Origin of the sequence: Streptomyces sp. NPDC047043, from assembly GCF_040644055.1 — a bacterium.
Taxonomy (GTDB): Bacteria; Actinomycetota; Actinomycetes; order Streptomycetales; family Streptomycetaceae; genus Streptomyces.
This window is the reverse complement of record NZ_JBEYVO010000031.1, coordinates 116673-140656: the sequence shown is the minus strand read 5'-3', so window position 1 is coordinate 140656 and position 23984 is coordinate 116673. Positions and strand designations below refer to the sequence as shown.

At 69.3% G+C, this 23984-nt stretch carries 21 protein-coding genes and 6 tRNA genes; 17 read left to right on the top strand and 10 right to left on the bottom strand.

Annotated elements, in window-relative coordinates; translation table 11 throughout:
* The first annotated feature begins 14 nt into the window (after positions 1-14).
* The 7 genes from ABZ880_RS40030 (at position 15) to ABZ880_RS40000 (ending at position 5415) form a co-directional block, all read left to right on the top strand.
* A tRNA-Glu gene (locus ABZ880_RS40030) sits at positions 15-87 on the top strand.
* 37 nt (positions 88-124) lie between these two features.
* Positions 125-199, top strand: a tRNA-Asp gene (locus tag ABZ880_RS40025).
* Positions 200-223: 24 nt separating this feature from the next.
* Positions 224-297, top strand: a tRNA-Phe gene (locus tag ABZ880_RS40020).
* Positions 298-404: 107 nt separating this feature from the next.
* The gene (locus tag ABZ880_RS40015; protein ID WP_361273855.1) at positions 405-722 is read left to right on the top strand and encodes a hypothetical protein; all 318 of its coding nucleotides are present in this window, start codon (positions 405-407) and stop codon (positions 720-722) included.
* 47 nt (positions 723-769) lie between these two features.
* Complete coding sequence (hrpA, locus tag ABZ880_RS40010) at positions 770-4747, top strand: ATP-dependent RNA helicase HrpA (RefSeq protein WP_361273853.1); 3978 nt, start codon at positions 770-772, stop codon at positions 4745-4747.
* Between the two features lie 94 nt (positions 4748-4841).
* Positions 4842-4916, top strand: a tRNA-Asp gene (locus tag ABZ880_RS40005).
* 304 nt (positions 4917-5220) lie between these two features.
* Positions 5221-5415 carry a DUF6274 family protein gene (locus ABZ880_RS40000; protein ID WP_361273851.1) on the top strand — a complete coding sequence of 65 codons (195 nt, stop codon included), beginning with the start codon at positions 5221-5223 and terminating at the stop codon, positions 5413-5415.
* A gap of 460 nt (positions 5416-5875) precedes the next feature.
* Here the strand turns inward: ABZ880_RS40000 and bldC are convergent, their stop codons facing one another.
* Positions 5876-6082, bottom strand: a complete 207-nt coding sequence (gene bldC, locus ABZ880_RS39995) for a developmental transcriptional regulator BldC (protein WP_003949541.1) — start codon at positions 6080-6082, stop codon at positions 5876-5878.
* A gap of 527 nt (positions 6083-6609) precedes the next feature.
* The gene (locus tag ABZ880_RS39990) at positions 6610-7452 is read right to left on the bottom strand and encodes a hypothetical protein (protein WP_361273849.1); all 843 of its coding nucleotides are present in this window, start codon (positions 7450-7452) and stop codon (positions 6610-6612) included.
* Between the two features lie 223 nt (positions 7453-7675).
* On the opposite strand from ABZ880_RS39990, the gene ABZ880_RS39985 reads away from it, so the two are divergent.
* Positions 7676-8773 carry a Glu/Leu/Phe/Val dehydrogenase dimerization domain-containing protein gene (locus ABZ880_RS39985; RefSeq protein WP_361273846.1) on the top strand — a complete coding sequence of 366 codons (1098 nt, stop codon included), beginning with the start codon at positions 7676-7678 and terminating at the stop codon, positions 8771-8773.
* Positions 8774-9069: 296 nt separating this feature from the next.
* Positions 9070-9327: a DUF3073 domain-containing protein gene (locus ABZ880_RS39980; RefSeq protein ID WP_361273844.1), complete on the top strand. Its 258-nt coding sequence runs from the start codon at positions 9070-9072 to the stop codon at positions 9325-9327.
* A 65-nt stretch (positions 9328-9392) separates the two neighbouring features.
* On the opposite strand, the gene purM is transcribed toward ABZ880_RS39980, so the two are convergent.
* The 5 genes from purM to ABZ880_RS39955 all read right to left on the bottom strand — a co-directional run bounded on the left by purM (position 9393) and on the right by ABZ880_RS39955 (position 14396).
* The gene (gene purM, locus ABZ880_RS39975) at positions 9393-10460 is read right to left on the bottom strand and encodes a phosphoribosylformylglycinamidine cyclo-ligase (protein WP_361273842.1); all 1068 of its coding nucleotides are present in this window, start codon (positions 10458-10460) and stop codon (positions 9393-9395) included.
* Positions 10461-10502: 42 nt separating this feature from the next.
* Entirely contained in the window at positions 10503-12032 is a 1530-nt protein-coding gene (purF, locus tag ABZ880_RS39970; RefSeq protein WP_361273839.1) for an amidophosphoribosyltransferase, read from the bottom strand.
* 61 nt (positions 12033-12093) lie between these two features.
* Positions 12094-12897 carry an META domain-containing protein gene (locus tag ABZ880_RS39965; protein WP_361273836.1) on the bottom strand — a complete coding sequence of 268 codons (804 nt, stop codon included), beginning with the start codon at positions 12895-12897 and terminating at the stop codon, positions 12094-12096.
* Between the two features lie 40 nt (positions 12898-12937).
* Positions 12938-13735: a sterol carrier family protein gene (locus ABZ880_RS39960; protein ID WP_361273833.1), complete on the bottom strand. Its 798-nt coding sequence runs from the start codon at positions 13733-13735 to the stop codon at positions 12938-12940.
* A 19-nt stretch (positions 13736-13754) separates the two neighbouring features.
* On the bottom strand, positions 13755-14396 hold the full coding sequence (locus ABZ880_RS39955; protein ID WP_361273831.1) for a helix-turn-helix domain-containing protein: 642 nt from the start codon (positions 14394-14396) through the stop codon (positions 13755-13757).
* Positions 14397-14492: 96 nt separating this feature from the next.
* On the opposite strand from ABZ880_RS39955, the gene ABZ880_RS39950 reads away from it, so the two are divergent.
* Positions 14493-15986 carry an MFS transporter gene (locus ABZ880_RS39950; protein ID WP_361273828.1) on the top strand — a complete coding sequence of 498 codons (1494 nt, stop codon included), beginning with the start codon at positions 14493-14495 and terminating at the stop codon, positions 15984-15986.
* 59 nt (positions 15987-16045) lie between these two features.
* Here ABZ880_RS39950 and purL read toward each other — a convergent pair whose 3' ends face one another.
* Genes purL through purS form a run of 3 tightly spaced genes read right to left on the bottom strand, consistent with a single transcriptional unit; the run spans position 16046 to position 19241 of the window.
* Complete coding sequence (gene purL / locus ABZ880_RS39945) at positions 16046-18304, bottom strand: phosphoribosylformylglycinamidine synthase subunit PurL (RefSeq protein WP_361273825.1); 2259 nt, start codon at positions 18302-18304, stop codon at positions 16046-16048.
* Entirely contained in the window at positions 18301-18981 is a 681-nt protein-coding gene (purQ, locus tag ABZ880_RS39940) for a phosphoribosylformylglycinamidine synthase subunit PurQ (protein ID WP_361273822.1), read from the bottom strand. The genes purL and purQ overlap by 4 nt, the downstream gene beginning before the upstream one ends.
* Positions 18978-19241 (bottom strand): phosphoribosylformylglycinamidine synthase subunit PurS, encoded by a 264-nt coding sequence (gene purS, locus ABZ880_RS39935; RefSeq protein ID WP_015659417.1) that lies wholly within the window; start codon positions 19239-19241, stop codon positions 18978-18980. The genes purQ and purS overlap by 4 nt, the downstream gene beginning before the upstream one ends.
* Before the next feature lie 354 nt (positions 19242-19595).
* On the opposite strand from purS, the gene ABZ880_RS39930 reads away from it, so the two are divergent.
* From ABZ880_RS39930 to ABZ880_RS39900, 7 genes are all read left to right on the top strand, one after another.
* A complete protein-coding gene (locus ABZ880_RS39930) occupies positions 19596-19913 on the top strand; it encodes an Lsr2 family protein (protein WP_361273819.1) in 318 nt (105 codons plus the stop codon).
* Between the two features lie 124 nt (positions 19914-20037).
* Positions 20038-20109: transfer RNA gene (locus tag ABZ880_RS39925), tRNA-Gly, on the top strand.
* A gap of 81 nt (positions 20110-20190) precedes the next feature.
* A tRNA-Gly gene (locus tag ABZ880_RS39920) sits at positions 20191-20263 on the top strand.
* Positions 20264-20405: 142 nt separating this feature from the next.
* Positions 20406-21341: an ABC transporter ATP-binding protein gene (locus ABZ880_RS39915; RefSeq protein ID WP_361273816.1), complete on the top strand. Its 936-nt coding sequence runs from the start codon at positions 20406-20408 to the stop codon at positions 21339-21341.
* Complete coding sequence (locus tag ABZ880_RS39910) at positions 21338-22117, top strand: ABC transporter permease (protein WP_361273813.1); 780 nt, start codon at positions 21338-21340, stop codon at positions 22115-22117. The genes ABZ880_RS39915 and ABZ880_RS39910 overlap by 4 nt, the downstream gene beginning before the upstream one ends.
* Positions 22099-23367 carry a histidine kinase gene (locus ABZ880_RS39905; RefSeq protein ID WP_361273810.1) on the top strand — a complete coding sequence of 423 codons (1269 nt, stop codon included), beginning with the start codon at positions 22099-22101 and terminating at the stop codon, positions 23365-23367. The genes ABZ880_RS39910 and ABZ880_RS39905 overlap by 19 nt, the downstream gene beginning before the upstream one ends.
* Positions 23364-23978, top strand: a complete 615-nt coding sequence (locus ABZ880_RS39900) for a response regulator transcription factor (RefSeq protein ID WP_361273807.1) — start codon at positions 23364-23366, stop codon at positions 23976-23978. Before ABZ880_RS39905 ends, ABZ880_RS39900 begins: the two co-directional genes overlap by 4 nt.
* Positions 23979-23984 lie beyond the last annotated feature (6 nt).

Here is a 23984-nt window from a genome sequence, read left to right as displayed (position 1 = left end):
CAGGCGGGCCGATAGCCCTCATCGTCTAGCGGCCTAGGACGCCGCCCTTTCAAGGCGGTAGCACGGGTTCGAATCCCGTTGGGGGCACGCAACATCGTGTGCGACACTGTCGTACGCATCGCTTGGTCCTGTGGAGCAGTTTGGAGTGCTCGCCACCCTGTCAAGGTGGAGGCCGCGGGTTCAAATCCCGTCAGGACCGCTGAGGCTTCCTCGGAAGCCTCGTGGCTGGGTAGCTCAGTTGGTACGAGCGATCGCCTGAAAAGCGATAGGTCGCCGGTTCGACCCCGGCCCCAGCCACAAGGTGCGAAAGCCCCGTCCTCGGACGGGGCTTTCGTCGTCTGTACAGCGTTCCCCCGTGGCGCTACGTTCTGCCTGGTCGGCGTAGGTCCAGGGGGCGGGGGACGATGAGCAGGGACGAAGCCAAGGCCATTCGGGATGTCGAGCTGGAGAAGGACCGCGCGCGGTACGGGCTGCTGGCGGTCGTGCTCAGCAATCTCTCGATCTCCGGCGTCGCGATCTTCGGGGTGTGGCAGCTCGACGGCGACCGGGCGGTCATCGTCGGTGTGCTGACCGCCGCGTTCACCGCGGTCAGCAGCCTGACCACGGCCTACCTGGGGATCAAGGCCGTCTCCAACACCGCGAAGTCGATCGCGCTGGGCGAGGGCGGCACGCGACACCAGGCGCCGCCGCCCGCGACGCCTCCGGGGCAGCGGACCCCCTGACAAATCGTTCGCCACGAATTTCCCGGGGATGAGATCCTGGATCGCGTATGTCTACGCACCCTGCCCCCGCCACCCCGGCCTTCGGCACCCTCGCCCCTCGCCTGACCGAGCTGTCCCTGCGCGACGCGCACCGGCTCGGGCGCAGGCTCGAAGGCGCGCGCAAGATCCGTAAGCCGGAGGCCCAGGCCGCCGTTCTCGCCGAGATCGAGGCGGAGGTCGCCCGCGCCGAGGAGCGGATCGGCGAGCGGCTCAGCCGCGTGCCCGCCGTCACGTACCCCGAGCAGCTGCCCGTCAGCCAGAAGAAGAGCGAGATCGCCGACGCCATCCGCGACCACCAGGTCGTGATCGTCGCCGGCGAGACCGGGTCCGGGAAGACCACGCAGATCCCGAAGATCTGTGTGGAGCTGGGGCGCGGGGTCAAGGGAATGATCGGGCACACCCAGCCCCGCCGGATCGCCGCCCGTACCGTCGCCGAGCGCGTCGCGGAGGAGCTGGACACGCCCCTCGGCGAGACCGTCGGCTGGAAGGTCCGCTTCACCGACCAGGTGAACCAGGACTCGACCTTCATCAAGCTGATGACGGACGGCATCCTGCTCGCCGAGATCCAGACCGACCGCGAGCTGCGCGCCTACGACACGATCATCATCGACGAGGCCCACGAGCGGTCCCTCAACATCGACTTCCTGCTGGGGTATCTGGCGCAGTTGCTGCCGCGCAGGCCCGATCTGAAGGTCGTCATCACCTCGGCGACCATCGACCCGGAGCGGTTCTCGCGGCACTTCGGCGACGCCCCGATCGTCGAGGTCAGCGGCCGTACGTATCCGGTGGAGGTGCGGTACCGCCCGCTCCTCGAAGAGGACGGCGACGATTCCGACCGCGACCAGATCACCGCGATCTGCGACGCCGTGGAGGAGCTTCAGGGGGAGGGCAAGGGCGACATCCTCGTCTTCCTCTCCGGTGAGCGCGAGATCCGCGACACGGCGGACGCGCTGGTCAAGAAGAACTATCCCCGCGCCGGAGGCGCCAATGGACAGGGCACAGAGGTGCTGCCCCTCTACGCCCGCCTCTCGCACGCCGAGCAGCACCGCGTCTTCCAGCCCCACACCGGGCGCAGGATCGTTCTGGCCACGAACGTCGCCGAGACCTCGCTGACCGTCCCGGGCATCAAGTACGTCATCGACCCGGGCTTCGCCCGCATCTCCCGCTACAGCCACCGTACGAAGGTGCAGCGGCTGCCCATCGAGCCGATCTCCCAGGCCAGCGCCAACCAGCGCAAGGGCCGCTGCGGCCGTACGTCCGACGGAATCTGCATCCGCCTCTACTCCGAGGACGACTTCGTCGCCCGCCCGGAGTTCACGGACGCGGAGATCCTGCGCACGAACCTCGCCTCCGTCATCCTGCAGATGACCGCGGCCGGTCTCGGCGACATCGAGAAGTTCCCGTTCATCGACCCGCCGGACCACCGCAACATCCGCGACGGCGTCCAACTGCTCCAGGAACTGGGCGCGTTGGACCCGAAGGAGAAGGACGTACGCAAGCGGCTCACCCAGACCGGCCGCAAGCTCGCCCAACTGCCGGTCGACCCCCGCCTGGCCCGCATGGTCCTGGAGGCCGACAAGAACGGCTGTGTCCGCGAGGTCATGGTCATAGCCGCCGCGCTCTCCATCCAGGACCCGCGCGAGCGCCCCGCCGACAAACAGGCGCAGGCCGACCAGCAGCACGCCCGCTTCAAGGACGAGACCAGCGACTTCCTGGCCTACCTCAATCTCTGGCGCTACATCCGCGAGCAGCAGAAGGAGCGCGGCTCGTCGTCCTTCCGCCGGATGTGCAAGCAGGAGTACCTCAACTTCCTGCGCATTCGCGAATGGCAGGACATCTACTCCCAACTCCGCACGGTCGCCAGGCAGATGGGCATCCATCTCAACGAGGAGGACGCCCCCGGCGACCGTATCCACGTCTCCCTGCTCGCCGGTCTGCTCTCGCACATCGGCATGAAGGACGTGAAGGACGGCGCGAAGAACGAGTATCTGGGCGCGCGGAACGCCAAGTTCGCGGTCTTCCCGGGCTCGGCCCTCTTCAAGAAGCCGCCGCGCTTCGTGATGTCGGCGGAGCTGGTGGAGACTTCGCGCCTCTGGGCCCGGGTCAACGCGAAGATCGAGCCCGAGTGGGTCGAGCCCCTCGCGGAACATCTGCTGAAGCGGACGTACAGCGAACCGCACTGGGAGAAGGACCAGGCGGCCGTGATGGCGTACGAGAAGGTCACGCTGTACGGCGTCCCGATCGTCGCCCAACGGAAGGTGAACTACGGCCGTATCGACCCCGAGGTCAGCCGCGAGCTGTTCATCCGCAACGCGCTCGTCGAGGGCGACTGGCGCACCCACCACAAGTTCTTCGCCGACAACCGCAAACTCCTCAGCGAGGTCGAGGAGTTGGAGCACCGCGCCCGGCGGCGCGACATCGTCGTCGACGACGAGACGCTCTTCGACTTCTACGACGCCCGGGTGCCCGAACACGTCGTCTCCGGCGCCCATTTCGACTCCTGGTGGAAGCGGAAGCGGCACGAGCAGCCCGAATTCCTCGACTTCGAGCGGGAGATGCTCATCCGGGAGTCGGCGGAGGCGGTCACCAAGGCCGACTATCCGGACTCCTGGCGGCAGGGGAACCTCAAGTTCCGTGTCACCTACCAGTTCGAGCCGGGCGCGGATGCCGACGGTGTGACCGTCCACGTCCCGCTCCAGGTCCTCAACCAGGTCACGGACGAGGGCTTCGACTGGCAGATCCCGGGCCTGCGGGAAGAGGTCGTCACCGAGCTGATCCGCTCCCTCCCGAAGCCGATCCGCCGCAACTACGTGCCGGCCCCGAACTTCGCGCAGCGGTTCCTGGACACGGCCGTACCGCTCCAGGAGCCGTTGACGACGACGATGGCGCGCGAGCTGAAGCGCATGGTCGGAGTCCCCTTCGAGGCGGACGACTTCGACTGGTCGAGGGTGCCGGACCACCTCCGCATCACCTTCCGGATCGTCGACGAACGGCGCCGCAAGCTGGCCGAGGACAAGGACCTGGAGACGCTGAAGCTGCGCCTGAGGCCTAAGGCGAGGCAGGCCCTCTCCCAAGCCGCGGCCGCCACCGCCGAGCGCCAGGGCGGCGAGTCCCTGGAGCGCAAGGGGCTGACGGACTGGACGATCGGCTCCCTCACCCGCGTCTTCGAGACCCGCCGGGCCGGCCAGCCGGTGAAGGCGTACCCGGCGCTGGTGGACGACGGCGACACGGTCTCCGTACGCCTCTTCGACACGGAGGCGGAGCAGGCGGAGGCGATGTGGAAGGGCACGCGGCGCCTGATCCTGCGCAACATCCCGGTGAACCCTGCCAAGTTCGCATCCGAGAAGCTGACGAACCCCCAGAAGCTCGCCCTGTCCGCGAACCCTCACGGCTCGATCCAGGCGCTCTTCGACGACTGCGCCATGGCTGCGGCGGACAAGCTGATCGGCGACTTCGGGGGCCCGGCGTGGGACGAGGAGTCGTACCGGAAGCTGTACGACAAGGTGCGATCCGAGATCGTCGACACCACGGTCCGTACGGTGGGGCAGGTGCAGCAGGTGCTGGCCGCCTGGCAGGCCTGTGAGCGCCGTCTGAAGGCCGTACGGAGCCCTGCGCTGCTGTCGAACCTCCAGGACGTGCGGGGGCAGCTGGACGCCCTCGTGAAGCCTGGCTTCGTGACGGCGACGGGGCTTCGCCGCCTGCCCGACCTGATGCGGTACCTGGTGGCCGCGGACCGCCGCCTGCAGCAGATGCCGACCGGGGTCCAGCGGGACACGACCCGTATGGAGAAGGTCCACGAGATGCAGGACGAGTACGCCTGGCTCCTGGAACAGCTCCCCCAGGGCCGCCCGATCCCCACGTCCGTCCTGGACATCCGCTGGATGATCGAGGAGCTGCGGGTCAGCTACTTCGCCCACGCGCTCGGTACGGCGTATCCGGTCTCCGACAAGCGGATCGTGAAGGCGATCGACGCCGCCGCCCCGTAACCGCCCGTGCACCCAGGGTGAGTTCGACCAGCGGGCTCACCCTCCTGTACAGTCTCTTCTCGCAGCGCAACGCACAAATGGCGCCGCGAAACCTGGTCCTGTGGAGCAGTTTGGAGTGCTCGCCACCCTGTCAAGGTGGAGGCCGCGGGTTCAAATCCCGTCAGGACCGCAGTAGACGAAGGGCCCGCACCCCGAGCAAGGGGCGCGGGCCCTTTCTCATGCCTCCCGCTCCCGACATCGGCTCGCATCACCCAGCCCGTCCCGGCGTTTGAGGACGAGGCCCCTTCAGGGCCGAAGCGGGGGTCTGGAGGCGTCGGCCGCAGGGGACGGCAACTGCGGCGCCGGGCGCCGGGAAACAGCCGGCACGCCAATCACGCCACACCGGCGGAGCCCCACGCCGTCTTGACGGCGTCACATTCGCTCGGTACCCAGAAGACAGGGCCGTTCCCCGTGCGGCCCCCAGGAGGTGGCGTATGGCGGCGTCGGTCAGGCACGAGACGCGGGCCCTGCTCCGCGCGCATCTGTCGGCCGCTTCGTCCTACCGCCATCTGACCCGCCACTGCCCGATCTGCCACCACCTGCTGCGGTTGGCGATGGACTCCTCGCCGAGAGCCGCGGCCGACACGCCGGACGACGCGGTCGAGGACGAAAGCCCCGCGGGCGCATGACCGTCGGCCGGCCTCAACACCCGTTCCGCCGTGGGACGCTGGAGCGCGTACCTCCTCTAGCGCACGCGCACCGAAGGCAACAAGAACTCAGCCGTGTGACGGGTGTCACCGCATGAGTTTCTGAAACCGCGGTACTTACACCTCACCTACAACGGGTCAATTTAATATGTGCAATTGCACCCTCCGCGCCGAGGGTCCGCACAGGAGATCCGACACCCCTCCCCAGACTCCGTCCAGGCTGCTCACAGGGCCGCTGGCCGAACTTCCCGCGCACGCAAAAAGATCGCGCTGGACTCGGCGGAGTCCAGCGCGATCGACGACGCACCCTGTTTGTTGCTTGGGAAGCCCGGAGGGGCTTGGGCGTGGGCTCTGTTGGGGCAGAACCCGCGTCGCTTGTAGCTAGGGCCCGGGCGCCACGACAAGTTAGGGGACCTGCCGGTTTGCCCGGTTATGGAGTTGTTCAGGCCTCGCTGCGCTGCTGGGGGATGCCCGCGAGCAGAGCACGGACCTCCGCCTCGCGGTAGCGGCGGTGCCCGCCGAGCGTACGGATCGAAGTGAGCTTTCCGGCCTTCGCCCACCGCGTGACCGTCTTCGGGTCGACGCGGAACATGGTGGCGACCTCAGCCGGGGTCAGCAGCGGCTCGGCATCAGGGGTGCGAGCGGTCATGAGCGGCCTCCTCGGGAGAACCGAACCTTCTCGGTTCTTTCCTCTAAATTCTGCACCTTGACCCGCGTTGCCCGAAATGGCGGACGCGAGTCGAGTCGGTTATAGGACGAACGGCTTGTCCTCGGCACTACAACTACACCATCTGTCCAGCCGCGTCGGCCAAACCGATGGAATTGCCCCTCCAGGTGTTCATCAGCGACCTAAGCCGATGGACCATGCCATAGCGGACAGTCACGCCACTGTGACGATCAGTCACAGGACGATCAGGAGTCACCAGACCCCCCAAAGCGTGCAATGCGGACGGAGTCCTCCCCGGACTCCTTGTCCTATTTTGGCATGAGGAGGGGCAAGCGACGCAAGAGCCGGGTACGTGCGTTCCGTCACGCTCGACACATAAGCCCGTATCGGGGCCTACGTCCGATGTTGACGAAACCTCAGGAACCTCGGTGCGAGGACGAAACCCCAAAACGGGCGATTCGTCAAACGCCAGTTCGTTACCTGGAGTCAGCCCTGGGCCAAGGGATGGGCTAGTTCGCCGAGCGCCGGTCCCTGACCGAGCGCCAGCGCTCCACCAGGCGGGCATAGGCGGCGCCCGCGGCCGCTCCGTCGCCGTGCCGCAGCGCCTCGACGCCCTCGGCCACGTCGGCCGCCGAGTGGTCGTCCTCGAGGTCGCCGGCCGGCAGGGTGTGCACCAGGCCGCCGTAGTCCAGCTCCACCAGTGAGCGCGGGTGGAACTCCTCCAGCCAGCGGCCCACGTCCACCAGGCCGTCGATGAGCGGCCCGTCGTCGATGGCGTCCTTGAGGGCGCGCAGGGCCCGCGCCACCCGCCGCCGGGCCTGCACCATCGGCGTCTGGTAGCGCAGCATCGGCGGGATCTCGCCGGAGCCCTTGTCGAAGCGCCGCTCCTCGTCCGAGACCAGCACGAACCAGTGCAGCGGCACCTGCCAGGTCGCCGTACGGATCCAGGGGCGGGCGTCCGGGTTGCGGACCAGCCATCGCTCGTAGTCCTGGGCCGCCTGGCGTCGTACGACCTCCGGCAGCACCGCGTCCAGGACCGGCTTCGGCAGCTCCTCGGGCAGCTCCTGCAGGGCCTGCCAGCCGCGCAGCCGGGTCCGCCAGGGGCACACGCACAGCACCCCGTCGACCTCGAGCACGAACGCGTCGCTGCTCTCGTGCACCGGTACCGGGATCGGCGGGGTGGGCAGCAAGTCGGCCAGGGAGCGGCGCAGTTCGTCCTGGTACGAGGGACGGTCGGGGCGGCGGCCGTAGCGAGCCCAGTGGCTGCGCTCCGGCTCCGGGAAGGCGGCCAGTGGCTCGTACACGCGCAGATACGTCGCGTACGGGACGATCACCGAGGACACCTTGGGCACGCCTGCTCCCTCCCCCGCCCACCACCGGGAAAACCTGCGGAACCCGCTCACAAACGGGCGGGAAATCTATGCAAATCGTCGCACGGACGTACTCCGGGAGTGGGTGATCCTGAGCACTGCGCGGTGGGTGGGCGCCCCAAGGCTTAATCTCGTGCTCACAGCACCCGCCACCCGCACGGGAGCTGGTCTCCAACCGCCGCTACTTACTTCAGGAGTCACCACAGTGACCGACGTAACCGGCGCACCTGCTGATGTGCTGCACACCCTGTTCCACTCGGATCAGGGAGGTCATGAGCAAGTCGTGCTCTGCCAGGACCGCGCCAGCGGCCTCAAGGCCGTCATCGCCATCCACTCCACCGCCCTGGGCCCCGCCCTCGGCGGTACGCGCTTCTACCCCTACGCGAACGAGGCCGAGGCCGTCGCCGACGCGCTCAACCTCGCGCGCGGGATGTCGTACAAGAACGCCATGGCCGGTCTCGACCACGGCGGCGGCAAGGCCGTGATCATCGGCGACCCCGAGCGGATCAAGAGCGAGGAGCTGCTGCTGGCCTACGGCCGGTTCGTCGCCTCCCTCGGCGGCCGCTACGTCACCGCCTGCGACGTCGGCACATACGTCGCCGACATGGACGTCGTCGCCCGCGAGTGCCGCTGGACCACGGGCCGCTCGCCCGAGAACGGCGGCGCCGGCGACTCCTCCGTCCTCACCGCCTTCGGCGTCTACCAGGGCATGCGCGCCAGTGCCCAGCACCTGTGGGGCGACCCGTCGCTGCGCGGCCGCAAGGTCGGCATCGCGGGCGTCGGCAAGGTCGGCCACCACCTGGTCCGGCATCTGCGGGACGAGGGCGCCGAGGTCGTGATCACCGACGTGCGCGAGGAGGCCGTGGGAAGGATCCTCGCGGCGCACTCGACGGGCGTGACGGCCGTCGCCGACACCGCGACCCTGATCCGCGTCGACGGGCTCGACATCTACGCCCCGTGCGCGCTCGGCGGGGCCCTGAACGACGACACCGTGCCCGCGCTGACCGCGAAGATCGTCTGCGGCGCCGCCAACAACCAGCTCGCCCACCCGGGCGTGGAGAAGGACCTCGCCGACCGCGGGATCCTCTACGCGCCGGACTACGTGGTGAACGCCGGCGGTGTCATCCAGGTCGCCGACGAGCTCCACGGCTTCGACTTCGACCGGTGCAAGGCCAAGGCGGCGAAGATCTTCGACACCACGCTGGCCATATTCGCACGTGCGAAGGCGGACGGGATTCCGCCGGCCGCGGCGGCCGACCGGATCGCCGAGCAGCGAATGGCGGAGGGGCGCCGGGCGCACTGATCGGGGCCCTTCGAAGGTTTGGCCGGTACCCGTCGGCGCACACTTAGAGAGAACTCTCACGTTCGTCGGCGGGTCGCCCGCCAAGAAGTGGTTAAAATCGCGGTTGACCAGCGGGGACGGGGCGCCCCGCAGGTGCTGGACCCGTGACCGTCCTGCGGGCGACGTACCGTATGGGCGCGGGCTCAGGTACCGTGGAAGCCCTACGGACCGGTCTCTCTGCGGAGAGCCCGTTCCAGATCATGAACGCGTGTCAAGACTCTGGGGCCGTCGAGCCCCGTCACCGAGGGGGTCGAGCCATGGGGCGCGGCCGGGCCAAGGCCAAGCAGACGAAGGTCGCCCGCCAGCTGAAGTACAACAGCGGCGGGACTGACCTGTCGCGTCTGGCCAGCGAGCTGGGCGCTTCGACTTCGAGCCAGCCGCCGAACGGCGAGCCGTTCGAGGACGACGAGGACGAAGACGACCCGTACGCCCAGTACGCGGATCTCTATAACGACGACGATGAGGACGAGGACGACGAGTCCGGTCCTTCGTCTCAACATCGCCGCGGCGCTTGACGCACTAGCTGTGCTCGACCCGGTCCGGGGTGGTCCACACCACCGGACCGGGTTTTGCGCTGCTTTCAGCCGGAGTAGTCGCCCACCAGCTCCGCGCCCGTCGCGCGATCGCCGCGGTCCGTGATCCCACCGGCGACCCAGGCCTCGACGCCCCGGTCCGCCAGCGTCGCCAGCGCCACGTCGGTGGACTCCTCAGGCACGATCGCGATCATGCCGACGCCCATGTTCAGGGTCTTCTCCAGCTCGAGGCGCTCGACCTGGCCCGTCTTGCCGACGAGGTCGAAGATCGGGGCCGGGGTCCAGGTGGAGCGGTCGACGATCGCGTGCAGGCCGTCGGGGATCACTCGGGCCAGGTTGGCGGCGAGTCCGCCGCCGGTGACATGGCTGAACGCGTGCACATCCGTGGTGCGCGTGAGCGCCAGGCAGTCCAGCGAGTAGATCTTGGTCGGCTCCAGCAGCTCCTCGCCGAGCGTGCGGCCGAGCTCCTCGATCTGTGTGTCGAGCGACAGGCCGGCCTGGTTCAGCAGGACGTGACGGACGAGCGAGTACCCGTTCGAGTGAAGACCGGAGGCCGCCATGGCGATCACCGCGTCACCCGTACGGATACGATCCGGGCCCAGCAGCCGGTCGGCCTCCACGACGCCCGTACCGGCGCCTGCGACGTCGAAGTCGTCCTCGCCGAGCAGCCCGGGGTGCTCGGCCGTCTCGCCGCCGATCAGGGCGCAGCCGGCCAGGACGCAGCCCTCGGCGATGCCCTTGACGATCGCGGCCACGCGCTCGGGGTGGACCTTGCCGACGCAGATGTAGTCGGTCATGAACAGCGGCTCGGCGCCGCACACCACGATGTCGTCCATGACCATCGCGACCAGGTCGTGGCCGATGGTGTCGTACACGCCCAGCTGGCGCGCGATGTCGACCTTCGTGCCCACGCCGTCGGTCGCCGAGGCGAGCAGGGGGCGCTCGTAGTTCTTGAGGGCGGAGGCGTCGAAGAGGCCGGCGAAACCGCCGAGGCCGCCGAGGACCTCGGGGCGCTGCGTCTTCTTCACCCACTCCTTCATCAGCTCGACGGCGCGGTCGCCCGCTTCGATGTCGACGCCCGCGGCTGCGTAGCTGGCACCAGTTGTCTCAGACATGACGGCGAGAACTTTCGTGTCGTACTGCAGGTATTACGGGCTTTACGGGCGACGGATCGCCTCGGCCGCCGCCGTGGCGGCCGGACCGGCGGCCAGCTCTGTCTCCAGCAGCTGCTTGCCGAGCAGCTCGGGGTCCGGAAGCTCCATCGGGTACTCGCCGTCGAAGCAGGCGCGGCAGAGGTTCGGCTTGGCGATGGTGGTCGCCTCGATCATGCCGTCGATGGAGATGTACGCCAGGGAGTCGGCGCCGAGCGAGGTGCCGATCTCTTCGATCGTCATGCCGTTGGCGATGAGCTCGGCGCGGGTGGCGAAGTCGATGCCGAAGAAGCAGGGCCACTTCACGGGCGGCGAGGAGATCCGGATGTGGACCTCGGCGGCGCCCGCCTCGCGGAGCATGCGGACCAGGGCGCGCTGGGTGTTGCCGCGGACGATCGAGTCGTCCACGACCACCAGGCGCTTGCCCTTGATGACTTCCTTCAGCGGGTTCAGCTTGAGGCGGATGCCCAGCTGGCGGATGGTCTGCGAGGGCTGGATGAACGTACGGCCGACGTACGCGTTCTTCACGAGGCCCGCACCGAAGGGGATGCCGGACGCCTCCGCGTAGCCGATGGCGGCCGGGGTGCCGGACTCCGGAGTCGCTATGACCAGATCCGCCTCGACCGGGGCTTCCTTGGCGAGCTTGCGGCCCATCTCCACGCGGGAGAGGTACACGTTCCGGCCGGCGATGTCGGTGTCGGGGCGGGCCAGGTACACGTACTCGAAGACACAGCCCTTGGGCTTCGCTTCCGCGAATCGAGAGGTACGCAGGCCGTTCTCGTCGATGGCCACGAACTCGCCCGGCTCGATCTCGCGGACGTAGCTCGCGCCGCAGATGTCGAGGGCGGCGGACTCGGAGGCGACGACCCAGCCGCGCTCGAGGCGGCCGAGGACCAGCGGGCGGATGCCCTGCGGGTCGCGGGCGGCGTAGAGGGTGTGCTCGTCCATGAAGACGAGGGAGAAGGCGCCCTTGACCTGCGGAAGGACCGTGTGGGCGGCCTCCTCGATGGTCAGCGGCTTGCCGTCCTCGTCCTCCTGCGCGGCGAGCAGGGCCGTGAGGAGGTCGGTGTCGTTGGTGGCCGCCACGCGCGGGGTACGGCCACCCTCCTTCTTCGGCAGGTCGGCGACCATCTCGGCGAGCTGCGCCGTGTTGACCAGGTTGCCGTTGTGGCCGAGCGCGATGGAGCCGTGCGCGGTGGCGCGGAACGTCGGCTGGGCGTTCTCCCACACGGAGGCGCCGGTGGTCGAGTAGCGGGCGTGACCGACCGCGATATGACCCTGGAGGGAACCGAGCGAGGTCTCGTCGAAGACCTGGGACACGAGGCCCATGTCCTTGAAGACGAGGATCTGGGAGCCGTTGCTGACCGCGATTCCCGCGGATTCCTGGCCCCGATGCTGGAGGGCGTAGAGCCCGAAGTAAGTGAGCTTGGCGACCTCTTCACCGGGAGCCCAGACTCCGAAGACGCCGCAGGCGTCCTGGGGGCCTTTCTCACCGGGGAGCAGATCATGATTGAGTCGACCGTCACCACGTGGCACGGCACCGAGTGTAGGCGAGATCGACCACTGGTCCGAATTGGGGATACGTGCCGCTAATGGATCACCGCTCGGCGACGGCTTTGGCACTTTCTCCGTTTTCGCTGGTCAGCGTAAGGGTTTGCTGATCCAACTCATAGGTCGCCGTGCCGTCGAAGAGCCGCAGGAGCTGCTTCTCCGTATTCATGAGTGAGGTGTCGCACATCATTCGCGTGGTGGACGCGGCGCCCAGCGTGATACGTCCGTCGCGGACCGTGGCCTTCGCGGTGACGTGGTTGCAGCCGAGGCTGCCGGTGACCTTGCCGGACTCCTTGTCGAAGGTGAGGTGCGCGGAGGTCCCCTTCGGCAGGCTGCTCGTCGTGCCGTCGGCACCGAGTGCCGTGATCGTCCACTTCGTCCCGTACAGAGGGGCGTCCTTCTCCTCGGTCACCTTCTCCCTGGTCAGGTGGATGCGGTCGCCGTCGCCGGTGGTGAGCGTCAGGCCGTCGTCCGTGGTCCGGGCCGTGAGGGAGTGGTCGGTGAGGGTGCGGGCGAGGGCGCGCTCGAAGGACATACGGCGCTCGTCGCAGGCCATCAGGGTCTGGGTGGCGTTCGTCAGCTTGACGTGGTCGTCCGTGACGGCGGCCTTCGCGCTGAACTCGTTGCAGCCGTAGTTGCCCACGGCGGTTCCGTCCGCGTCGATCCGGACGTCGGCGGCCGCGGGGGCGCGCCGGGTGGTGCCGTCCACGGTGACGCTGTCGACCTTCCAGTGGACGCCCGGCACTCCCGAGGTCCCCGACGCGACGGAGGCGCTGCCCCCGCCGCTGCCGCACGCCATGACGAGCGGGAGAACGGTCAGGACGGCGAGGGTGAGTCGCTGTTTGTCCATGCCGATGGGACGGGAGGGGCGGGAGTCCGGTTCCGCCGGCTCACGCCATGAGCGGCAGCAGGGCACTCAGGTCGGCCCGTTCCCCACTGGCGCTGACCGTGGCCCCCTCGACGGCGTCCTTCCACGCCACCCTCCCCGTCGCGAGCCGGATCCAGGTCAGCGGGTCGGTCTCGACGACGTTCGGCGGGGTGCCGCGGGTGTGCCGGGGGCCCTCGATGCACTGCACGACGGCGTACGGCGGGATCCGCACCTCGGTGGAGCCGCCGGGCGCCTTGGCGGCCAGGGCGTCGGCGAGCAGCCGGGTGCAGGCGGCGAGAGCCTGACGGTCGTACGGCACTTCCAGTCCCGGGACCGCGGCGTTCAGGTCGTCGGTGTGGACGACGAGTTCGACGGTGCGGGTGACCAGGTAGTCGGCGAGGGTCATGGCACCGGTGCGGGCGGCGAGGATGCGGGTGTCGGGGGCGGTGGCGAGGGCTGCGGCGAAGCGCTCGGCGGTGCGGGAGTAGAGAGCGTCGAGGTCGGGGTTGGCCTCGGCGAGGCTGCGGGTGCCGTCGGCGATGTCGGCGGCACGGGTGGCGGTGGCGAACGGCCACTCCAGGAGGGTCAGTTCCGGCTTCGGCGGCTCGTCGCGCTCGAGGTTGCGGGTGACGGTCTCCACGGCCATGGTCACGTGCGCGGCCAGGTCCCGGACGGTCCACTCGCCGAGCCGGGTGGGAAGCGCCAACTGCTCCGGAGCCAGGGCGCGCACGGCCTCCTGCACGTTCCCGAACTGAGCCGTCAGAGCTTTGCGGATCTTGGCGGAGTCGTACGTACGGGCGCGCTGCTTGGCCGGTGGCATGGCGTGAGCCTAGTCCGCGTCACGCCTTGCGCGCGTAGTCCTTCAGCCCCGCCTCCACGAGCGCGAAGGCCCGCTCGGCCAGTGCGGGCGCGGCTGCGGCGACCGCCTCGGGGCTCTCGCCGGCGGCGATACGGCCGACGTACTCCTCGATCAGGGCGTTGCGGGCGGCGCTGAGCGTGGCGGCGGCGATCAGGGCGAGGGTGCGGTCGCCCGTCTCCTCGGCCAGCAGGTCGGCGAGTGCCCTGGTGCCCTTCTGGGCGCCGACGAAGGCGCGCTCCATCAACACCGGGGTGTCCCGGACGAGTTGGCGCACCTGGCGGGCGAAGGGTTCGGCGTGCAGTCCGAGCGCGGGGTCGCGGGCCTCGACCATCTCCAGGAACTGCCGGCGTACGGCGTCCACGGCCGTCTCCCCCGGCTTGCGCTCCCGCACCGCGCGGGCCGCGTCCCCGAAGTGGTCCTCCACGGGCATGAAGACCAGGTCTTCCTTCGTACCGAAGTAGTTGAAGACGGTCATCTTCGAGACCTCGGCGGCGTCGGCGATCTCCTGCACCGAGACGTTGTCGAAGCCGCGCTCGACGAACAGCGTGACCGCGGCCCGATAGATCCGCTGCGCCGTCTGCAGCTTCTTCCGCTCGCGCAGCCCCATCGCCTGATCAGCCATGTTGCCACCTTACCAAGGCGAAATTTGAACCAGGCCGAACTTTCATCTCAGATAAAACATTGACTCGGTACACAAACTCACGGCATGGTGGTGCCCATGACCGAGACCCAGCGCAAGATCGGCTTCCTCGTCTGCCTCGTCACGATCGTCCTGGCCGTCCTGGACCTGCAGATCGTGTCCGCGGCCACCGTCCCGATCGTCCGGGACCTCGACCCCGACCACGGCATCGACAAGATCCCCTGGCTGGTCAGCGCGTTCGCGCTGGCGTCGGCCGCGCTGCTGCCGCTGTACGGCAAGCTGTGCGACGTCCTCGGCCCGAAGCGCGTCTTCACCGGCGCGATCGCCACCTTCCTGCTCGGCTCCGCGCTGTGCGGCGCCGCCCGGTCGATGGACCAGCTCATCGCGGCGCGCGCCGTGCAGGGCCTGGGCGGCGGCGGCCTGATGAGCGTGACGATGGTGGTCATCGCCCACCTCAAGGGCCCGGAGGAGAAGGGCGCCGGCAAGGGCACCAACATGGGCGGACTCGTCGCGGGCGGCGCGATGGCGGTCGGCCCCTGGATCGGCGGCCTGCTGGCGGACCACGCGAGCTGGCGCTGGATCTTCTACATCAACCTGCCGGTCGGCCTCGCGGTCCTCGCCGCCTCCGCCTTCGCCCTGAAGCTCCCGGAACACCACGTCCGCCGGCCGCTCGACTACACCGGCGCCCTGCTCGCGGCCGCCTTCTCCAGCGCCCTGCTCCTGGTCACCGACTGGGGCGGCAAGAAGTACGCATGGTCGTCGCCGGAGGTGCTCGGTCTGCTCACCGCGGCCGCCGTCGCGCTCGCCCTGTTCCTGTGGCGCCAGCTCCGCGCGCCCGAACCTGTCTTGCCGCTGGCCCTGTTCCGCATCCGCGAACTGCGCCTCGGCTTCGCCATCCAGGCGATCATGGGCGCCGCCATGATGGGCGCCATCTACTACGTGCTCATCTATCTGCAGATCGTCCGCGGCCTCAGCAGCTCCTCCGCGGGCCTCTACCTCGTCCCGATGGCAGTCGGCATGTCGGCCACCGGCCTGCTCGGCGGCCCGCTCACCGCCCGCGGCTGGACCTCCCGCACCTTCACGATCAGCGGCACGGCCACCACCGCCCTCGCCTTCGTGCTGCTCGCCACGACGATCGCCCCGGACACCTCGCTCTGGCTGATCCGAGCCGAACTCCTGCTGGTCGGGGCCGGGTTCGGGCAGCTGTTGGGTCAGCTGATCCTGCTCGTCCAGGACGCGGCCCCGCGTGCGCAGTTGGGCGTCGCGACCACCTCCATCCGCTACTTCCAGAACATCGGCAACGCCCTGGGCACCGCCCTCTTCGGCACCGTCCTGACCCGCCTGTACGCCACCCACGGCCCCGGCGGCGGCGACGTGAGCGCGCTGTCCCGCCTGACGGGAACGGCCCACACGCACGGCGTGCACGCCTTCATCGACGCGACGAGCGTGGTGTTCTGGTGCGGCGCCGGGATCATGGCGGTGGCCTCGGTGATGGCGTTCCGATTGCCCAAGTCCGGCTCGGCGCAGGGGACTTCGAGCCCGCCCCGGGAGGCCGAGCCGGTCCCGGCATGACGGAAGGCCCCGCCCGTTCGAAACGGGCGGGGCCTTCGTCGTCGTACTCCCGCAGGGGATCAGGCGAGCAGCGCCGGGATCGTCGCCTCGTGGGCCTCGCGCAGCTCCTCCAGGGACAGCTCGAACTCGCCCTGGAGCTCGACCGAGTCACCGTCCACGACACCGATGCGGGTGACGGGCAGACCCCGCGCGCCGCACATGTCGTTGAAGCGGACCTCCTCGGAGCGCGGCACGGCGACGACCGCGCGTCCCGCCGACTCGGAGAAGAGGAGGGTGAAGGCGTCGAGCCCGTCCGGTACGACCAGACGCGCGCCCCTGCCGCCGAGCAGCGCCGATTCCACGACCGCCTGGATCAGACCGCCGTCGGACAGGTCGTGCGCGGAGTCGATCATGCCGTCGCGGCTGGCGGAGATCAGGATCTCGCCGAGCAGGCGCTCACGCTCCAGGTCGACCTTGGGCGGCAGTCCGCCGAGGTGGTCGTGCACGACCTGAGACCAGGCCGAACCGCCGAACTCCTCGCGGGTGTCGCCGAGGAGGTAGAGCAGCTGCCCCTCCTCCTGGAAGGCGACCGGGGTGCGGCGGGCGACGTCGTCGATGACACCCAGGACCGCGACGACCGGGGTCGGGTGGATGGCGACCTCGCCCGTCTGGTTGTAGAGCGACACGTTGCCGCCGGTCACCGGAGTGCCCAACTGCTGGCAGGCGTCGGCGAGCCCGCGGATGGCCTCCGCGAACTGCCACATCACCGCCGGGTCCTCGGGCGAACCGAAGTTCAGGCAGTCGGAGACGGCGAGGGGCTTGGCGCCGGTGGTGGCGACGTTGCGGTACGCCTCCGCGAGCGCCAGCTGCGCGCCCGCGTACGGGTCGAGCTTCGCGTACCGGCCGTTGCCGTCCGTCGCGATGGCGACGCCGAGGCCGGACTCCTCGTCGATGCGGATCATGCCGGAGTCCTCCGGCTGGGCCAGCACCGTGTTGCCCTGCACGAAGTGGTCGTACTGCGAGGTGATCCACTTCTTGGAGGCCTGGTTGGGAGAGGCCACCAGCTTCAGGACCTGGTCCTTCAGCTCCGCCGAACTCGCCGGCCGCGCAAGCCTGCCCGCGTCGTCGGCCTGCAGTTCGTCCTGCCAGGACGGGCGGGCGTACGGCCGCTCGTAGACCGGACCGTCGTGCGCGACCGTCCGCGGGTCGACGTCGACGATCTTGCCGCCGTGCCAGTAGATCTCGAGGCGGTCGCCGTCCGTGACCTCACCGATCACCGTGGCGATGACATCCCACTTGTCGCAGATCTCCAGGAACCGGTCGACCTTCTCCGGCTCCACGACCGCGCACATGCGCTCCTGCGACTCGCTCATGAGGATTTCCTCGGGCGAGAGGGTCGAGTCACGCAGCGGTACGTCGTCCAGGGTGACGCGCATGCCGCCGGAGCCGTTCGAGGCCAGCTCACTCGTCGCACAGGACAGACCTGCCGCACCCAGGTCCTGGATACCGACGACCAGCTTCTCCTGGAACGCCTCCAGGGTGCACTCGATGAGCAGCTTCTCCTGGAAGGGGTCGCCGACCTGCACGGCCGGACGCTTCGACGGCTTGGCGTCGTCGAAGGTCTCGGAGGCGAGGATCGAGGCGCCGCCGATGCCGTCGCCGCCGGTCCGGGCCCCGTACAGGATGACCTTGTTGCCCGCGCCGGACGCCTTCGCGAGGTGGATGTCCTCGTGCCGCATCACGCCGATGGCACCGGCGTTGACCAGCGGGTTGCCCTGGTAGCAGGAGTCGAAGACGACCTCGCCGCCGATGTTGGGCAGGCCGAGGCAGTTGCCGTAGCCGCCGATGCCGGCGACGACACCGGGCAGCACCCGCTTGGTGTCGGGGTGGTCGGCGGCACCGAACCGCAGCGGGTCGACGACCGCGACCGGGCGTGCACCCATCGCGATGATGTCGCGGACGATGCCGCCGACACCGGTGGCCGCGCCCTGGTAGGGCTCGACGTACGACGGGTGGTTGTGCGACTCGACCTTGAACGTCACGGCGTAGCCCTGGCCGACGTCGACGACACCGGCGTTCTCGCCGATGCCCACGAGCAGCGCATCGGACTGAGGGGCCTTCTCGCCGAACTGGCGCAGGTGCACCTTGCTGCTCTTGTAGCTGCAGTGCTCGGACCACATGACGGAGTACATGGCCAGCTCGGCACCGGTGGGCCGGCGGCCGAGGATCTCCACCACCCGCTCGTACTCGTCCTTCTTCAGGCCGAGTTCGGCCCAGGGCAGCTCGACGTCGGGGGTCGCGGCCGCGTGCTCGACCGTGTCCAGAGGCGTCCGGCTCATGCGTTGACCAGCTTCTTGAGGATCGAGGTGAAGAAGGGGAGGCCGTCGGTGCGGCCGGAGCCGATGAGGGGCTCGACGGCGTGCTCCGGGTGCGGCATGAGGCCTACGACGTTCCCGGCCTCGTTGGTGATGCCGGCGATGTCGTTGAGCGAACCGTTGGGGTTGAAGTCCAGGTAGCGGAAGGCGACCCGCCCCTCGGCCTCCAGCTTGTCCAGCGTGTACTGGTCGGCGACGTAGCGGCCGTCCATGTTCTTCAGCGGGATGTGGATCTCCTGGCCGGACTCGTAGTCGACGGTCCAGGCGGTGTCCGCGTTCTCCACCCGCAGTTTCTGGTCACGGCAGATGAAGTGCAGATGGTCGTTGCCGAGCATCCCGCCGGGCAGCAGGTGCGCCTCGGTGAGGATCTGGAAGCCGTTGCAGATACCGAGGACCGGGAAGCCGGCCTTCGCCTGCTCGATGACCGTCTCCATCACCGGCGAGAAGCGGGAGATGGCGCCGGCCCGCAGATAGTCGCCGTAGGAGAAACCACCGGGAAGGACGACCGCGTCGACCTGGTGGAGGTCCTTGTCCTTGTGCCAGAGAGCGACCGGTTCGGCGCCCGCGAGGCGGATCGCGCGCTGTGTGTCCCGGTCGTCGAGGCTGCCGGGGAAAGTGACGACGCCAATACGAGCGGTCACTTCGCGGCCTCCGCGACTTCCTCCACCTTGACGGTGAAGTCCTCGATCACGGTGTTGGCGAGGAAGGATTCCGCAAGATCGTGGATGCGGGCGAGCGCGGCCTCGTCGACCGGCCCGTCAACTTCCAGTTCGAATCGCTTTCCCTGACGTACGTCGGAGATGCCTTCGAAACCCAGACGCGGCAGCGCACGCTGGACCGCCTGGCCCTGGGGGTCGAGGATCTCCGGCTTGAGCATGACGTCGACTACGACGCGTGCCACGGGCACTCCCGGTGGTGTGGTGCTGAGCAGGTGGCTTCAGACTACCCGCACAAAATTTCTACGCGAGTAGAGTTGTAGGAAACTACGTGACCGCCATCACGATTCGGCATCGGACGGGGACCTTCACGAAAAGTTCAGGGAAAGATCCCGGATCGATGCCCCGTGGCTATTGCGCGAGAGACACGCGGGCAGATTTAGTCGGGCTTCACATTGCAATGCCGGGCACTGTACAAATGAATTGTCATTAGCCGATACTTTGCCCATTAACTGGCGGACAGTCGACATCTCCGCGACGTCGTGGCACGTCATCCACGTCTTCGCGGATTGCGGTGTCGCACGAAGGGACCGATATTCGTGGCGCAGAAGGTCGTGGTCACTCTCTTTGACGACATCGACGGCTCGGAAGCGGCGGAAACGATCGCCTTCGGACTCGACGGCAAGTCGTACGAGATCGACCTGAATCAAGCCAATGCCAAGAAACTGCGTAAGGCGCTCGAGCCCTACGTGGAGGCCGGCCGCAAGCGGTCCAAGTCGGGCAAGGCGTACCGCCAGACCGAGGTCGCCCCCGACCCGGCCGCCGTCCGGGCCTGGGCCCAGGCCAACAAGATGGACGTCCCGGCTCGCGGCCGGATCCCCAAGAAGGTCTACGAGGCGTTCAGCGCGGCGCAGTGAGCCGCTGCCGACGACCGGTCACCGGCCCCTCGGGAGAACCGACTTGCGCTGCACCCCTCCTGGTCAGCTAGAGTCTGGAGCACGCCGAGGGGCAAGGCCGAAAAGCCCGGCCCACGGAGTACATGCGGGTGTAGTTCAGTAGTAGAACATCCCCCTTCCAGGGGGAAGGCGCAGTGTGCAATTCCTGTCACCCGCTCTGCACCGCCGGTCAGAACCACTCTTGTGGATCAGGTAGGCTGGTGCTCGCGCCGATCGGTGGGAGCCGGTCGGAGGCAATGCGGACGTAGCTCAGTTGGTAGAGCGCAACCTTGCCAAGGTTGAGGTCGCGAGTTCGAGCCTCGTCGTCCGCTCTTGAATCAAGCCCCTCGGCTTCGGCCGGGGGGCTTTTTCATGTCCCGCCTCATGTACTGCCGGTGACGCTCTGACATTTGTCATGCCGAGCGATGACAGCACGCACTGCTCCCGGCCCGACTTCGCCGGGACGCTGAAGTCATGGACAACGAACGCGAACACGTGATTGAGGTCACTGACCTGCGGCGTGTGTACGGGGGCGGGTTCGAGGCGGTGCGTGGCATCACGTTCTCCGTGGGCCGCGGCGAGATCTTCGCGCTGCTCGGCACCAACGGAGCGGGCAAGACCTCGACCGTCGAACTGCTGGAGGGGCTCGCCCGGCCCGCCGGGGGACGGGTACGGGTACTCGGCCACGATCCGTACGAGGACCGGGCCGCCGTACGGCCGAGGACCGGGGTGATGCTGCAGGAGGGCGGCTTTCCGTCCGAGCTGACCGTGGCGGAGACCGCGCGGATGTGGGCGGGGTGCGTCAGCGGGGCGCGGCCCGAGGCCGAGGCGCTGGCCCTCGTCGGGCTCGAGCGACGGGCCGGCGTACGGGTGAAGCAGTTGTCCGGCGGCGAACGGCGGCGGCTGGACCTGGCGCTCGCACTGCTCGGCGAGCCCGAGGTGCTGTTCCTGGACGAGCCGACGACCGGCCTTGACGCCGAAGGGCGCCGGGACACCTGGGAGTTGGTGCGGGCGCTGCGCGACACGGGCACGACGGTGCTGCTCACCACGCACTACCTGGAGGAGGCGGAGGGCCTCGCCGACCGGCTCGCGATCCTGCACGAGGGGCGCGTCGCGGCGACCGGGACGCCGGCCGAGGTGACCGCCGCGCAGCCCTCGCGGATCTCCTTCCGGCTGCCCGACGGCTACTTTCTCGGGGACCTGCCGCCGCTCGGTGAGCTGGGGGTGTGCGGGCACGAGGTGGACGGGGACGTCGTACGGCTGCGGACGCGCGAGTTGCAGCGGGCGGCCACCGGGCTGCTGGTGTGGGCCGAGCGGGCGCGAGTGCAGCTGCAGGGACTCGATGTGCGGTCGGCCTCGCTGGAGGAGGCGTTCCTGGGGATCGCGCGGGAGCAGGAGGTGGCGGTATGAGCGCCCTCGCCCTGGCTCCCGTCGGCCGGCGGCTGCGTGCCCTGGCCCGCGCGGAGCTCACCCTGCTCGGGCGCAATCGCGGAGCGGTGGTCACGGCGCTGCTGGTGCCGCTCGCGCTGCCGTTCAGCGTGCGGCCCGCGGTCGACCAGATCGACCTGAAGGCGGAGGGGTTGAGCATCGGCACCGTGATGCTGACGGCCGCGATCGGGTTCTCCTTCCTGTTCGCCGTGTACACGTCCCTGGTGAGCGCCTATGTCGCCCGCCGCGAGGAACTGGTCCTCAAGCGGCTGCGCACCGGCGAACTCGACGACGTGGAGATCCTGACCGGCACCGCCCTGCCCGCCGTCTGTGTCGGCCTCGCCCAGGCCGTCGTGCTCTCCGTCGGCTGCGCCGTGCTGCTCGACGCGGGGGCGCCCCGGGCGCCGTATCTCACCGTCCTCGGCGTGCTGTCGGGCCTGGTGCTGTGTGCCGCGCTCGGCGCGCTGACCGCCTCCTTCACCAGGACCGTGGAGAGCGCCCAGGTCACCGCGCTGCCGCTGGTGTTCGTGTCGATGATGGGCTCGGGCATCGCGGTCCCCGCGGAGATCCTGCCGGACCGGCTGTCCTCCGTGTGCGCACTGCTGCCGCTCTCCCCCGCGATCCGGCTGGTCCAGGGCGGCTGGACCGGGCAGCTGAGCGCTTACGAGGCACTGGGCGCCGTGGCGACCGCCCTGGCCTGGACCGTGCTCGCGGTGTTTGCTGTACGGCGGTGGTTCCGGTGGGAGCCGAGGCGCTGAGGGGCGGGGAAGCGGTGTTCGGGCTGATACGGGGGTGGCAGCGGCGTCACTGGCGGGAGCGCAGCAAGGCCGAGCGGGTCGAGCTGCAGACTCTGGTGACCTGGTACGTCACCACCTGGGTCTTCTCCCTGTCCTGGCTGGCACTGCCGCTGGTGGGCGGGCTCGTGCGGCGGCCCGCGCCGACGGTTGTCGCGGGCCTGCTTCTCCTGGTGAGCGCCCTGCAGTGCGTGGAGGCCAACCGGCTCACCCGGACCGTGCTCGACCACTACCTGGGCCGCTCCGAACTCCCGGTCCGCGCCCTGCGCACCGCCGCCGTCCTGCTCGGCCTCGCGCTGGCCCTGACTTTGGCCCTTGCCGCGCTGGGCGGGGCCGACGCGGTGACGATCAGGCTTGTCATCGGTGCCGCGCTGATGCCCTTCGGGCTGCTGTACGGGCTGGTCGCGTCCATGCGCGTGTTCCTGCGCCGGTCCGCCGTGCTCGCCGTGGTGCTCATGGCCGCGTTCGCCTGGGCCGATCCGGATCCCGCCGGGATCGCCATGGTCGGCGTACTGACCGGTTTCGGGGTGGCCTTCTCCCTGCTCGCCAGCCGCTGCGGCGCCTGGACCCTCTCCGTGCTCTGGGAGGCGGAGCGGGCCCGGGAGGCAGAGGCCCGCCTCGCCGTCGCCGAGGAGCGGTTGCGGTTCGGGCGGGATCTGCACGACGTGATGGGGCGGAATCTCGCCGTGATCGCCCTGAAGAGCGAGCTGGCCGTGCAGCTGGCGCGGCGCGGGCGGGCCGAGGCGGTGGACCAGATGATCGAGGTGCAGCGGATCGCGCAGGAGTCCCAGCGGGAGGTGCGGGATGTCGTACGGGGATATCGGGAGGCCGACCTCGGGGTCGAACTCGCCGGTGCGCAGGGCGTGTTGAGCGCGGCCGGGATCCACTGCGAGGTGAGCGGGGAGGTCGGCGGGCTGGAGGCCGGGGTTCAGTCGGTCCTCGGGTGGGTCGTGCGGGAGGCGACGACGAATGTGCTGCGCCACGGGGACGCGGTGCGATGTGACATAACGCTGCGGGCCGACGAGGCATACGTGGTGCTGACCGTGGAGAACGACGGGGCCTCGGATCCCGCGGGTGGCGGCGGATCCGGACTGGCCGGGCTGCGGGAGCGGCTGTCGGCGGTGGGCGGCACGCTGGAGGCGGGCCGGGTCGGGGCGGATGCGTTCCGGGTGACGGCCGCGGTGCCGTTGAGCGTGAAGGAGGTCAGCGCATGACAGCCGTCGTACGGCTTCTGCTCGCCGACGACGAGCATCTGATCCGGGGTGCGCTCGCCGCGCTGCTCGCCCTGGAGGAGGACCTCGTGGTCGTGGCCGAGGCGGCGTCCGGTCCTGAGGCGCTGGCGATGGCACGGGCGCACGAGCCGGATGTGGCCGTCCTCGATCTTCAGATGCCGGGCGCCGACGGTGTGAAGGTCGCCACATCCCTGCGGGCCGAACTGCCCGGCTGCCAGGTGCTGATCGTCACCAGTCACGGGCGGCCCGGGCATCTGAAGCGGGCACTTGCGGCTGGTGTGCGCGGGTTCGTTCCGAAGACGGTCAGCGCACAGCGGCTCGCGGAGATCATCCGGACCGTGCATGCCGGGAACCGTTACGTCGACCCGGAGTTGGCCGCCGACGCCATCGCCTCCGGGGACTCGCCGCTGACCGTACGGGAGGCCGAGGTGCTGGAACTCGCCGCCGACGGGGCGCCGGTCGCGGAGATCGCCGAGCGGGCCGCCCTGTCGCAGGGGACCGTACGGAACTATCTGTCCTCGGCGGTCTCGAAGCTCGGGGCGGAGAACCGTCATACGGCGGTGCGGCTCGCACGAGAGCGGGGTTGGGTATAGTTGCTC